Source organism: Yersinia massiliensis CCUG 53443, assembly GCF_000312485.1.
GTDB classification, from domain to species: Bacteria; Pseudomonadota; Gammaproteobacteria; order Enterobacterales; family Enterobacteriaceae; genus Yersinia; species Yersinia massiliensis.
The window spans coordinates 271238-285075 of record NZ_HE997645.1; the positions used below are offsets into that span (position 1 = coordinate 271238).

The window sequence follows — 13838 nt, forward strand, 5'->3', positions numbered from 1 at the left end:
CGTAACTTGTATTCATTTGTTACGGAATAGCCTTTCTTTCCAATGGACGTTATATGCAATATAAAAACTATACCTTGCTGGCATTATCGTTATGCCTAAGCTTGGTTGGCGTGGCACAGGCTCAACCGGTTAATACCAGCGCTCAGCCTGATACCAATACGCGCTTTTTACAGCCAGAGAAAAAAACATCATCTATGCTCGGCAAAACAAATATGCCGTCACAACCACAGATGATTCAACCTAAGCCGGTATTCCAACAAAAACAGCCCACACCTAATACCGCCAAGGCCAGCACTTATACTTATACTGCACCGGAAAAAACCTGGCAGATTATTCGCGGCACTGATCTACGTGCACAACTTGATAGCTGGAGTACCGCAGCAGGCTGGTCATTAGTATGGGATTCAGAATACAGCTATTTAATTCAGGCTAATGCCAGTTTTAAAGGTGATTATATTTCTGCCGTAAAGCAATTATTTACTGCACTGGGTGATGATGTTAATCCCAATTTATATCCTGAACTTTACCAAGGTAATTTCGTTTTAAAAGTCAGTAATCAAGCCCGATAGCCATTACTGACACCAGGCTATTGATAGAAAATTTATAATAAGTAACGAGAAATAATAAAATGTTGAACACAAAAATGACTGTTTTGCTCTCGTGCATGACACTAGCAGGTTGTAGTAGTAGCACGTACAACAGTGCGACTGACCAAAATAAAGATACTCTACAACGTACTGAAAAACTGACAAAAATGGCCGAACGGCCGATGCCTAAAGCAGATACCAGTGTAGTTCCCGTCCGTTCGGGGGTTTATCTGGGTGCAACGTCGATGAAACGCCAAAGTGGACAAGTTCTTCCGGCATCCGTGGAGCGCGATGGTATTCGTTTAGCCACGCCGGATGCACAGAGTTTGATGGCTATTGGTGATTTGATTTTTGAAACCACAGGTATTCCAGTGTCATTCTCCAGTGATATTTATGCCGTCAAAAACGTCCCCGTGGCTGCACCAACTGCACCAACCACAGCAACATCGACCGAAGCCGGCGCCATCGCCGCCGCACTCGATGCCGCTTTGCCTAAAGCCATCAATGCACCACAAGATGCTCAAGTACCAACCGTATTTGCCGGTAAAGTACCCAACATTAGCCGAGATAAGATGCGGGTTAATTACAACGGTTCGTTGTCCGGCTTCCTAAATACCACCGCTGCTTACTATGACATTGGCTGGAGCTATCACGACGGCCGCATTCAGTTTTCCCGTAATATTACTCGCACCTTTAAGCTGGCCTCGATGCCAACCGTCCTGGACTCCAGTGCCAGTATGACCGGTGGCTTGACGGGTAAAGAGAGCGATAAAGGCAGTTCGATGAATGCAGGTTCCACGCAAACTTCATCAATTAAAGTTCAGTTGGATTTTTGGAAAGAACTTGAAGCTAATCTGAAAAATTCCATTGGTGATAACGGTACCTTTACTGTATCCCCAACAAATACCTCTATTACCGTCACCGCTCCAGCATCAGTAGTTGATCGAGTGGGTAGACAGATTCAAGAAGCTAACAAGCAGTTATTACGCCAAGTCGCCATCAAAGTTGACGTTTATCGCTTCAATGTTGCCCGAGATTCTAATTGGCAGTTTGATTTAACCGCTCAATTTAAAACGGGAGTGGCCAAATACGGGTTAGGCTCCACTGCGCTAATGCCTGATGGGCAAAATCTGGTTGGCTCAGTCACGGCCAGTGTGACCGGTGGCCGTTTTGAGGGCAGTAAAGCAGTACTGGATATGTTAGAAGAAAACGGCGATGTCAGCGTGGTCACAACCGCCAATGTCACCACCATGTCGGGCCAACCAGTTCCTGTTCAGGTGTCTAATTCCCGTGGTTATGTTTCCGCTATCAAAGTCGAAATGAATGACAACAAAACCACCACAACTGCAGAGTCCAGCATGGTCACCGCTGGCTTCTCGATGAATATCCTGCCAAACGTGATGGATGATGGGAAAGTGTTGATGCAATACAACATGAATATCTCAACATTAGTCGGCAAGGACAATGGTTTTGAGACAGTGGTTATCGATAACAATGGAACAAAAATGCAATTGCCAAACGTTGACCAACGTTCGTTTATTCAATCTGGCATGGTCAACAATGGGTCTACCTTAGTCATGGCGGGCTTTGAGCAAGTACTGAATAACACCTCTGACCGTGGTCAGGGATCAGCCAACTTCAAATTACTGGGTGGCAAGCGAGCTGGCCAGCAGAGCCGTGAAATTCTGGTCATCTGCATTACACCGGTCGTGCTTGATCATACTGCTGAACTAGCCTCATTAAACTAGAGGTAATTATGGATCAGCAATCGAATACATTCCCATCACAGCAGGGTATGGCCCTGTTGCATGGTGTCGTGCCTTTAGGACGTCGCAAGTATGCCGTTAGCTTACTGTGGAATATGGCTGAAGGTAACGAAAAGTTACTTCAGGAAGCCAGGATTGCCGCAGAGCGAATGGGAAGTACCCTATTGGCACTGCGTCCAGGACATGGCGTATGGAATGATCAATTTGCTATCGGGGACGCTCAATTAGGTCATACCCCTAAACTGCCTTCTCTTGCGGCAGCCTTGGCAGAGCAGCTTAATGGCTCGCTGTTGGGGGTGTGGCAACTCAATGATCAAGTCTGGTGGCTGGTTGGCGTGCGGTCTGATGGTTCCATTGTTTATGACCGAGCAGTAGCAGATGTTGATGAAATCCGTACCGAGTTTGATAACGCCCGGGTCAGTGATCTGTGGGAAGAAGTTATTTGTCCGGCCGATTTTTATGTCGAAAACGCTAAAGTGGGTAACCCACTAGATGAATTAATCGGTACCAGTAAAGTCCGTTTACGCCCGTTGAAACAAAACCCGACACTGGTGATCGCAACAGCGTTAGTGTTTTCTATACTCGCAGGCGGCGGTTTATATGCTTATCAGCAATATCAAGAACATCTGGCTGAACTGGAAAGACTAAAAATACGCTCTAGTGGTACCCCGCAAATGGGCGATGAAATCATCGTCCCCCCCATGCCGTGGGCAGGTAAAGCACAAGGCGGTGCGACACTATCAGCCTGTGTGAAAGGATTACTGTTCTATGCCAATGAGGCGAACAAAATCCCAGGCTGGTCTCAAGGTATAGGGCGATGTGATGGCAAACAGATCACCTATAGCCTCAAGCGCTCAGGGGGGACCAATAGTTGGTTGCAAACGATGGCAACGCGTTTAGCCAGTCAACCGACCGTTGCGGAAGGCGACAAAGAATCATCATTAATTTGGCCGCTGAGCAATCTGCCCCTTTATCCGTCTGATAGCCCTGGTGTATCGGTTCAAAAAGCGCAGCGCTACTTACAAACAGAATTCGACGAGCTGTTTACCACGATTCAGTTTACTCCCGGCAAGAAAGAACTTTACTGGACCAGTATCCGCTATGCGCTGAAAGACACACCGAACCCAAGTGTTTATCTCCCGTTGTTCGGGAAAATTCCTGCCTCATTGGTTCAGGAAGTGACCTTTGATCCACAGACCAACTACTGGTCATTAAGTGGTGAAATTTATGAGCGCCGGCAACCAACAGCACAAGAATTAGAAAATTTAAAGAACTCACGAGGACACTAAAGTGACAGCAACTTCTGCTAAATTTCAACATTTTCGTACCCCACTCCATGCACTCATTATCAGCATGGCATTAATCAGTTCGCCCATGGTGAATGCACTGAGTACCGATGCAAATTCCCCCCCTCCGGCTGCAACAACAGGTGCTCCTCATCAACCAATGAATGCGCCGTTGAACGCAGACGATGCAGTGCCTGACCAAGCGGACATCTCTTCTTATATCAATGAGCTGGAAAGTATGAAGCGTAACCAGCGTGAAGCCTTAGAGATGAAACAAGAGCTGGAAACCATGAAGTTGCGGGCCGAATTAATGGCCTTACGTGGTGGCGCTCAGCGCGAAGGTGCCAGCCCTTACATTATGGCGCTGATGGGCGTTAGCAAAAATCGTCAGGCACGTATTATGGTCCCGGGTTACGGTGAAATGACTGTACGTAAAGGGAATGTTTTGCCGGGTAACTGGCACATCATCAATGTCACCAATCAAACTGTGATTGCGCGTCAAGGTGATAACGAACAAGTGCAACTGCCATTCTTTGCACATTAATAGATGAGTTGAAATACCATGAAGACCCAACCTCCTCATACACGTGACACATCCACTGCAAACCTGCAAACCTGGTTTAATAATGTGGATACTATTGTGTCAGTGCCAGGCGGTAAGCTTGAACTATCCGACAGTCAGCGCCGAGTGGCGCTGCTTTTTGCTGATGGTACCTTGTTAATTGACCTCGAAAATCAGACCAATCCTCAAATCTTGTTAGTGCGTGAATTAGCCCGCCGTAAGGGTATTGCCATTACGACGATAAAACCGGTAGCAATCGAAATTATTCGTCAGCTCTACGGCGAGGCAGAAAAACAGTTTGGCGACCCGACAACACGCACAGATCAAGTCACGCCGATGCAGCGGGATTGGCTTATGTTGCTCAAAGAAGCCTCAGAACGGGCAGTCAGTGATATACACATTTATATCAACTCCTTTGAAGCTGATATCAAATTCCGTGCCCATGGTGAAATGCACAATATCCGGCAAGTCGAAGCTGCTTACGCGCACGAACTGGTGGCCTCTGCCTACAATATGGCAGATGCATCGGATTCGACTTATCGCCTATATGACTATCAGGCTGCACGTATTTCAACGACCAGCACCCCATTACCCAAAGGGCTACAAGCGGTACGCTTGCAGCTAAACCCAATGGGCAATGGTGGGCGCTATATGATCGCCCGTTTGTTGTACGCAGAGAATAGCTGGGACAGGGAAAATCAAATGTCTCTCGACTCTATGGGCTTACATCCACAGCAATTGCGCTGCCTGGCTAATATGCGTTTGGTGCCGGAAGGTATTAACATTATTTCCGGTCCGACCGGTTCGGGGAAATCGACCACCCTAAAATTGGTGCTAGAGCTGTTGTATCGTGAACGGCGACAGATGATTAATATCCTGACCATTGAAGATCCGCCTGAATATGAAATCTATGGTGCAGCCCAGCTACCGGTCACGAATGTAGACAACGAAGAAGAACGAGGAATGGCCTACCGCAAAGCCATTACCGCAGCCCTACGCTCTGACCCTGATGTCATCATGCCAGGTGAAGCGCGTGACCGCGAAGTGATCAATCTGGTATTCACCGCAGCAATGACCGGCCATCAGGTATGGACTTCACTGCACGCCAATAGCGCCATGTCTATCTTTGATCGTTTAAGGGATCAGGGAGTCGATCGTTATAAGCTCACCGACCCCACGCTGCTGTGTGGTTTAACCGCCCAGCGCCTCATTAAAAAACTCTGCTCCTCGTGCAGCCAGCCCATTGATAGCAATGAGTTGACAACCCTAGTGCAAAATCTGTCTGGATTTGCCGATGCTAGTGACGGTTACATCGAACACATTAGGCAAGCCAATCCAGCAGGTTGCTCAAAATGTTCAGGTGGCTATGCAGGCCGAACCATTCTGGCTGAAGCCATTTGCCCGGATCAAGAATTTCTCACTCTGATGGACGCCGGCGATCGCGGAGCCGCTCTGCGCCATTGGCAAGAACATCTTGGTGGGATCACCATGATGGAGCACGGTTGGTTACACATGATAAACGGTGACGTTGCGCCCCGTGATGTCGTCGACCTCCTTGGCCCCTTCCGTGGCCTTACGCCCCTAAGACGCACTGCGTTAATTAATCTGAAGTGATAAATATGTTTGACTTCTTACGCCGCAAGGCCGCGCCACGTAAAGCAACATTGAAAACCAGCAACAAACTCAGTGGGTTTGAGCTGCGTTTTGCCAAATGGAGTATGGACGCGAAAACACGCATGGGTATTTATGAAAAGCTGGGCAAATTTATTGCCAACGGCGTTCCGATCACCCAAGCATTAGCTGAAATCCATTTGCATCTTTCCATCGACGGTACCAAGCCCAACAATCCGAAGGCGCAAGCAGTTGAGCAATGGCGCAGAACTGTCCTGAATGGGCAATCTTTTGCACGAGCATTACAGGGCTGGGCACCCAAGAATGAAATCTCACTGCTGGAAGCCGGTGAAATTTCCGGCAGATTTGATCAGGCGGTGCAAGATGTACTTTTTGTTTATAAGGCGGGTAAGCGTATTCGCTCAGCGCTAGCGGGGCTGGTTTACCCACTGTTCCTGATGTGTACTACCGGCCTATATATGTACATTTTTGGCACTCAGGTAATACCGGCGTTTGATGCCATCTTGCCCAAAGAGCGCTGGCAAGGCACGGGGCACACGATGGCATTGATGGCTGAATTTGTTCAGACTGGATTGCTGCCTTTAGTCATCTTCCTAACAATAATGGTTATTTTCATCCTCAGTACTATGGCTATTTGGACTGGTCGGGTAAGACGCGTATTTGATCGTTTCCCGCCTTGGAGCATTTACCGATTAGTGATTGGTTCTAATTTTCTTATTTCGTTTAGCGCATTATTAAATGCCGGTATTTCGGTGCCTGATGCATTGCAAATATTGGCGCGTAATGCGTCACCTTGGTATCGAGAAAGATTATTAGCTACCCGCCTGCAAATGCTAAATGGCGCACGTAATATTGGTGATGCTTTGCATCGTACCGGGTTAAATTTCCCCAGTTGGGAAATGATTATCGACATTCGCTCATATTCTGCATTAGCCGGTTTTGATGACATGCTCAATAAACTTTCCCGCGAATGGTTGGATGATGCCGTAGTGGGTATTAATCGACAACTGGATGTATTCCGTAATATCGCCATCGTGGTTATGGGGTTGATATTTATGTGGCTTGCTGCGGGGATGTTTGAGTTACAGCAGCAATTAAGCGATGCAGCAACACGCTAATAACCTAAATTAACTACGCTATATTACGGAGCAATGTATTTATTATGTCTTTCTTTAAATCATCCAAACCAAAAAGTCAGTTCGGCTCGCAACCAGAAACAGGGTTACAGGTGCCTTGTATCAACGAGATGCCACTCCACCAATATCAACCGCCTCCAACGCCTATGGTGCAGGCTGTCATCGCCGACGCCGACCATTCTCAGGTGGTGAATGGAAAACTACGCGATTTAAGTTTTTCCGACCTCATGCTATGGCCAGATGGTCGCGGATTTCTGCGTCATGTGGTCGGCTATAAAGGGCCAATTATCGCCGTACCAAAAGGTTTTCAAGGTGATATTGCCGCCATCATCGCGGCTATCAACAGTGAAACGCGCGATAAGGAATTCTTTTTCCGCCACGACGACGTGCCCTACCGTGTGGCGCGCATCGATACTATTGACGGCTCTGGATATTTCATGCGTCGCCCTAAGTATCCGATTCCGGAATTGAATTCATTAGGGCTACCTACGGCGATGGCGGAAACCTTGCTGAAGCTGGGTAAAACCTCCGGGCTGGTGCTGATTGCCGGTGCCACCGGCTCTGGTAAAAGCACCACGATGTATTCGTTGCTAAACCAGTTAGTGACGATAAATGGTGATATCGCCGTTGCCGTGGAAGACCCACCTGAAATTCCGGTACAGGGAATTTATGGCGATAAAGGTCAGGGACTCTGGTACCAGATTGATGCCCACACGGCGGGCGGGTTCGAAACGGCGATGATTGCGGCCATGCGCTACAACCCACGCTATATCATGCTGGGAGAAATTCGTGCACCTAAAGTGGCAAATGAAGCTATTCGTGCGGCAGTTAATGGCCACTTAGTGCTAGCGACTATTCACGGCAGTTCTATTCCTGGTGCCATCATGGCTTTGCAACAGATTGCAGCGGCCAGCTCCGGCTCGCAAGAACTCGCGCGTTCGATTCTGGCGGATGGTTTGGCGGCAGTAATACAGCAAGAGTTAACCGCTGATCCAGAAAATCCAGGCCAGCGTAAACTGCAAGCTGAAATGCTCTGTTTTGGCAACGAGCACGGCCTACGCGCCAAAATTCGTGGTGGAAAACTCGAACATCTCAGTTCCGACATTGAGGCCCAACGGATGCGAATTCAACGTGGTCAATTACCGGTTGATATTTGAGTAATCACCTATGTGGATAATTGTTTTACCTATGTTCATATTACTGGCGATCACACCGCTATTGTTGCTCAGTGAAGATTTACTGAATGAAAGCCAACAACAATCGGCGGATCAAATAGCCAGAATAGTGCAAATTCAGCATCGGGCGGTGGTGGAATATTGTCGAGATAACCCAGCTAGCTGCAACACAGATACTAATATCCGTTACGTTGCATTCAAAAGTTATTTAGACGAAAACAATCGTACGGGGGAGCTATTTAGCACTGGCTCAGGAATGAGCTCCTTCGTCAGTAATAATGGCAAATTAATTTTTACTGTGCTGTCCAATGAACGCGCAGTGAACCAAATGCGCTTGCCGCCAATTAGCATGATTCAGTATGCATGGGCGGAGCAGAATATTGTGGGGGCCGGTGTATACAATGCACAGTCGAGTAAAGTGATGGATGGCAATGGCAGCCAATTTTCTGTTCCGCTCGAATCCAGTGACAGCAATGTTCCGGTACTGGTGTGCGACAAAGAAAGTCAACAGCCGTCGGCATGCTGAAATGAGAAATCGCTAATCATGATGTTATTTGAACTGACTCTATTGCCAACTGGCTGGCTATTATCATTTGCAGCATTGTTAGGTGCGATTTTAACCAGTTTTGGTCGTTTGGCGGTGTACCGTTTACCGCACCAAATGGGCTGGCGCGAGCAACCCATTAGCGGGCTAACCCTTTGTTCACCGGCTTCCCGATGTGATAGTTGTGGGCAACGTATTGATTTCATCAATTTACTGCCCATCATCGGCTGGTTGCTAGCCAAAGGGCGCTGCCCAGATTGTGGTATTCGGATCTCAGTTAGCCACCCATTGATAGAAGCTATTGGCGCATTGGGCTGGGTCATTGCATTGAGTTGGTTTGGCCCGACTGCCGAAGGATTGGCCGCTTGTATTTTGTGGCAGGTGCTGCTGTTTTTGGCTGAAATTGATTGGCGTGAGACTTGGCTGCCAGCGGTGGTGACTCTGCCATTATTTTGGGCCGGATTGCTGTTATCACCCTTTGAGCCCTCCATAGCTGAACGAGCATTAGGCGGCTTCGCCGGTTTCAGTCTGATGTGGTTTTGTATGGCTGTTGTCGGGCGCTGGCGCCAGTTGGATGTATTGGCTGGTGGTGATATTGCCCTAGCTGCAGCAGCAGGGGCTTGGCTAGGGTTTGCAAAAATACCGCAGTTTTTGTTTATCGCCGCCGCTCTTTTTATTTTGATCGCACTCCCCGCAAGATTGCGTGGCCAATTGATGGTGCCAATGGGACCGGCTCTTGCTGCCAGCTTCCTGCTATGCCTCGGGTTACCTGACCTGCTGAACGAACTCATTATTAAGTAAGGTTGATGTTGTTATGTCTACATTAAGTTCCGTACTCGCAGCCTGTGTGATGCAGGCCGCCAGTGTTCATCAATTACCACCGGAATTATTGGTTTCAGTAATAAAAGTTGAAGGTGGAGCCCCTGGTGTTGCAGCCAAAAATCGCAACCGTACCGAGGATCTTGGGGTCATGCAAATCAATACCGGTGCGTGGTTAGATCTGGTTGCTCGTGCCCATTTTGCAGGTGATCGCGATCAGGCATATATCAAATTACGCGATGACCCCTGCTATAACGTACAAGTCGGTGCTTGGATTTTACAACGCTCAATTAAGCAATCTAATGGCGACCTTTGGCACGGAATTGGCCGTTATCACTCTGCGACGCCCGTTCATAACCAGCGTTATCAAGCGCTAGTACAAAAAGCTTGGGTCAGTCTGTTTTAAATCTATCTTTTCGTCATCGGCGTATAGAAAATAACTATGAATCAGAAACAAAGAATGGAACGGGGTATAACCCTGATAGAACTGGCGATCGCATTAATGCTGGTTGCCGTGGTGGTGGCCGGAGTTGTCACTTGGATGTCCGGCATCAACCAACAATTACAATTACGTGGTGATGCCAAACACTTTAGTAGTGTAGCCAAAGCGGCACAGCTTTATTTAAAAGGCGAACGGGGTGAGCTGATTAAAGAGTATAACGCCGGTACCACCACTAAATTGGTCACCATTAAAGACCTACAGGATACCGGATATTTAGCGACAGAAATTCAAAGTACGCTGGGTAGAAAACAACAAAATATAACGATGTTAATCAAACTTAGCAAACCAGCGCATAGTGTTGAAATACGCAGCCTGTTAATTACCAGCGGAGGGATTACCAGCACGCCAGATTATACCAATAGTGAGCTGGGCACTATGGTCAATATGGCCGGAACATCAGCAGGTTTTATGGCCAAGGCCGGAGAGCCGATTCAAGGTATCAGTGGCAGTTGGGAAGTAAAAGCCACCGATTGGAGCTTTGGCCCTGAAATTAAGCCCGGCCATCTGGTGGCATTACTGACTGATACGTTGACACTTTACTCGAATCAAATCAAAAAACCTTATTATGAAAATAATCTCCATATAAACAGTAACATACCCAACAATACGGGAAAGTATCTACAAATCAATATAAGGGTGCACTGTGATACTGCCATTTGGTGGGCTTGGGGAGTGATAAGTGCCACAGTTGATGGGCTCAACATAGCGGAAGTAAGAATTAAAGGAGGTGGCAAGTATTATTCTCAGGGATTGTCATTTATTGTCCCTCCGGGTTCAGTTTGGCGAATTATTAAGGAAAGTGACATGTGCTACCCATCCGATGGCAATCAATATCTTGTCACTGAACTTAATTAAGCATTAATATTTCATTGCGTTTCAGTCACTATTTCTCTGCTAGAGAATCAGGCTATATGGCTTTACGCCAGACTAACTTATAGGTTTGGCGTAAAGTAAAGAATTCGCTGTCACTAATTAAAAATTTTATGATCTTACTTTGTTTACTTTGTTTACTCTGTTCAAGTTATAAATATTGAGTGATTGCATTTTCTGGCAATGGGAGCTAAAAACAGTTTTATAGCTCCCACAACCTCAATCCACAGCTTATTTTCCATCTTTATCAAACATGATCTTCCATTGCGGCACCGCAGTCGCAAAAGTGCCGCGATGGGTTGTTTGGCCGGTAGAAATCGCCTGCACCTGCGGGTTACCATTCCCCATAGCCTGTTGATAGGTCATTGGCAATTTGCCCAACCCAATACTGATGGCTTCATCAGCTTCACCATAATAATTCCTGACTGGCGTTTTAATCACCCAACGATAAGCTTGAGTATCGGCTATCAAACGACCATAGGCTGAGGTGGCAAAAAATTGTGGATCAAAATATTCCGGCCGTACCAGTTTATGTAAATCGGTGGGAATATCAGCGGCGTTAAATGGTTTTTTCTCATAGGCCTTGCGCGCGACCTCATAATAATCATCATTGATTACCGAACGCGCCAAACCGGGGACACCGTAATAATGCTCGAAAGAGAATGCGGACAGGATAAATAATGTCGGTACCCAATCGGCATCATTTTTACGCGGGAAATTGAGGAAACCATTTAATGTCATGAAAATATCGGTCGGCGCACTGGCCGTTACCGCTGCCACTACAGGCACTTTAATTTGTTCTAACTTTTCCAAGAAAGCCATCGTAACAAAGCCCCCCTGTGACCAACCAGCAATAAACAGTTTTGGCGTGGTTATATGCATCTGCTGTAGTACTACCCTGCTCGCCTGCAACATATCATAACTAGCCTGCTGATGGCTGCCTTTCACCATATAACCTTCCGGCTCAGTAGATTCCCCCATACCGAAATAATCTGCACCAATGACCACATACCCTTGCCCAGCAAACTGAGCAATCATCAATGCGCTCTCAAGAGACTGCTCAGGGAACGAGGGTACCTGTTGCTTGCCATACACGGTGCCATGCTGATATGAAACCAAGGGGAAAGTCGCGGATTTGGTGTCAGGGATAGCCAGCAGTCCGCTGGCCGTTGTCGGTTGATTGCCCCGCTCCGGTATTACTGATGGATAAGTGATGCGATAAAGCTTCACTCCATTGGTCGCCGGCGAGTATTTTACTGTTACACCAGCAAATTCAGGAATCTCCTGCTGGAGAACTTTATTAAGCCGTGTCTGATCCCAGTAACCAATTAACTCATATTTCACCCCAGATGGCGCTTCAACCACTTGGGTATTCTCTGCAACAGCAGGGTTGATAGCGAGAGAAATGAAGAATGGAACGAAGAAAACGGCAACTATCTTGCGAAGGTAGGACATGTTGTTTCCTTTTTATTCTGACGAAAAATGAGCCACTCCAAAAGTAACAGATCCAGACTAACTTTCCTTATTTAACTGGCCCTAAAAGCTAAACCAAATTATTACTTTCAGTCAGGTTAGCCAAAGATTAACTCACCATCAATACTTCAATTAAGGAAAATAGTCTGTAGGATAACGCCATTTATCATGTGGTTACGTTAGTTAATTTGCGAAAAAAAAATACAAACTCGGACGAAAACTAAAATATCACTATATTTATCAACACATAAAAAACATGCCAATATTTTAAAATCCAAGCGTCAAAAACTAAAGCATAGGTATCAACCAGACCTAAGTATAGCTTTAAATTATTTAAAAAAGACTTATCGTTATTAAAAGGTAAAGATGAAAAATAAACATTACAATTAAACCGACTAAGCAGAGGGTATTATTAATACGTCATCAAGATTATAGTATTGGTAAAAAATTCAAGTCAGATAAAAATCACATTTAGAATTGCAAGAACTCTGAAATTTAATTTTCATGCTTAATGAACAATTAGGAACAGCTGGAAATTTTACAATTAAGGATAAAGTTTATGAATAAAAAAGTAAGTTCTATAAACTTAGATGAAACAGCAATTAAATCAATGCCGAAATTTTTGATTGAACAATTAGACAACAAATCTGTTATCTGGAAAAAACACGCTTCAGGCATGGACAAAGCTTTATATGTTAATTTGATTGATCCTCATGGTGTAATGTTTTGCAAGCCGCATGTAAAGAGAAGTGAACGACAAAATCATAATAACTTATTCTGTGCTTTCAAAAAATTTCTTCCCGAGCTAATAGATATAATACCGGAAAACAATGGTAAGTTCATTGAAAAACCATCTAAAACAAACCTAATATATAATAATCAAGCCTTAAAAGATTTCTATGATAAGTTAAATGAAAATAACAAAGAACAATTGAGAGAATATGAACCCGCATATAAAATAAAGGTAATTGATTTCATTACCCAAATTAAGCCCCTTATGCAGCGCTTTGGTGTACAAACAACAATTTTACGTGCCATAGATAAAGTCACAGATAAGCGGTCTCTATATGAAAAAATTGAAACCATACAAGATAATCTAGGTAAGATCTGCCTGCATGTTGGCGAATTGACTTTTGTCATTGAGAAAAACACACACAATATTAAATTAATTGATCTTGCTACTGGTTCGAATGGAGCATCAGCAAAAGTAAACCAGCGCCAAATTTCATTGGGACTAAATAACATTCAGAAATACATTAAATCAAATTACCTAAACAACAGAAACAATGTTGATACAGAGTACTCACGCCGCCCCAAAAATAACACCACCACTTATGGTTCCAATTATAAAAAACCATAGAATGAGAAATTATATAAAATTAAGCCATTGACAAAGAGTGTATTGTAACCCATGGTTTGTCAACTATTCTGAATAGTATGATTAATCCTCATCAAGCTACACATATTAAATAAGCAAACTAAAAGA

General features: G+C 45.5%; 13 protein-coding genes. 12 read left to right on the plus strand and 1 reads right to left on the minus strand.

All coding sequences use genetic code 11. The features are described 5' to 3' along the window. Window positions 1-53 precede the first annotated feature (53 nt). The 11 genes from BN68_RS13785 to pilV are packed head-to-tail and all read left to right on the plus strand — an operon-like array spanning window position 54 to window position 10864. Window positions 54-569 (plus strand): toxin co-regulated pilus biosynthesis Q family protein, encoded by a 516-nt coding sequence (locus BN68_RS13785; RefSeq protein WP_019211742.1) that lies wholly within the window; start codon window positions 54-56, stop codon window positions 567-569. 59 nt (window positions 570-628) lie between these two features. Beyond that, window positions 629-2335, plus strand: a complete 1707-nt coding sequence (locus tag BN68_RS13790; protein ID WP_019211743.1) for a hypothetical protein — start codon at window positions 629-631, stop codon at window positions 2333-2335. Window positions 2336-2343: 8 nt separating this feature from the next. Beyond that, window positions 2344-3642 (plus strand): type 4b pilus protein PilO2, encoded by a 1299-nt coding sequence (gene pilO2 / locus BN68_RS13795; protein ID WP_019211744.1) that lies wholly within the window; start codon window positions 2344-2346, stop codon window positions 3640-3642. Between the two features lies 1 nt (window position 3643). Further along, entirely contained in the window at window positions 3644-4183 is a 540-nt protein-coding gene (locus BN68_RS13800) for a hypothetical protein (RefSeq protein WP_019211745.1), read from the plus strand. An 18-nt stretch (window positions 4184-4201) separates the two neighbouring features. Then, on the plus strand, window positions 4202-5815 hold the full coding sequence (locus tag BN68_RS13805) for a GspE/PulE family protein (RefSeq protein ID WP_019211746.1): 1614 nt from the start codon (window positions 4202-4204) through the stop codon (window positions 5813-5815). 5 nt (window positions 5816-5820) lie between these two features. Next, on the plus strand, window positions 5821-6951 hold the full coding sequence (locus BN68_RS13810; RefSeq protein ID WP_019211747.1) for a type II secretion system F family protein: 1131 nt from the start codon (window positions 5821-5823) through the stop codon (window positions 6949-6951). A gap of 44 nt (window positions 6952-6995) precedes the next feature. After that, the gene (locus BN68_RS13815) at window positions 6996-8126 is read left to right on the plus strand and encodes an ATPase, T2SS/T4P/T4SS family (protein ID WP_019211748.1); all 1131 of its coding nucleotides are present in this window, start codon (window positions 6996-6998) and stop codon (window positions 8124-8126) included. Between the two features lie 31 nt (window positions 8127-8157). Further along, the gene (locus BN68_RS13820) at window positions 8158-8670 is read left to right on the plus strand and encodes a hypothetical protein (protein ID WP_019211749.1); all 513 of its coding nucleotides are present in this window, start codon (window positions 8158-8160) and stop codon (window positions 8668-8670) included. A gap of 18 nt (window positions 8671-8688) precedes the next feature. Beyond that, on the plus strand, window positions 8689-9489 hold the full coding sequence (locus BN68_RS13825) for a prepilin peptidase (RefSeq protein ID WP_019211750.1): 801 nt from the start codon (window positions 8689-8691) through the stop codon (window positions 9487-9489). A 13-nt stretch (window positions 9490-9502) separates the two neighbouring features. Continuing rightward, complete coding sequence (locus tag BN68_RS13830; protein ID WP_019211751.1) at window positions 9503-9913, plus strand: lytic transglycosylase domain-containing protein; 411 nt, start codon at window positions 9503-9505, stop codon at window positions 9911-9913. A 36-nt stretch (window positions 9914-9949) separates the two neighbouring features. Then, on the plus strand, window positions 9950-10864 hold the full coding sequence (gene pilV / locus BN68_RS13835) for a shufflon system plasmid conjugative transfer pilus tip adhesin PilV (RefSeq protein ID WP_042806759.1): 915 nt from the start codon (window positions 9950-9952) through the stop codon (window positions 10862-10864). Window positions 10865-11110: 246 nt separating this feature from the next. On the opposite strand, the gene BN68_RS13840 is transcribed toward pilV, so the two are convergent. Then, the gene (locus tag BN68_RS13840; RefSeq protein ID WP_019211753.1) at window positions 11111-12334 is read right to left on the minus strand and encodes an alpha/beta hydrolase family protein; all 1224 of its coding nucleotides are present in this window, start codon (window positions 12332-12334) and stop codon (window positions 11111-11113) included. Window positions 12335-12911: 577 nt separating this feature from the next. Between BN68_RS13840 and BN68_RS13845 the strand changes: the two genes are divergently transcribed. Beyond that, entirely contained in the window at window positions 12912-13712 is an 801-nt protein-coding gene (locus tag BN68_RS13845; protein ID WP_019211754.1) for a hypothetical protein, read from the plus strand. Window positions 13713-13838 lie beyond the last annotated feature (126 nt).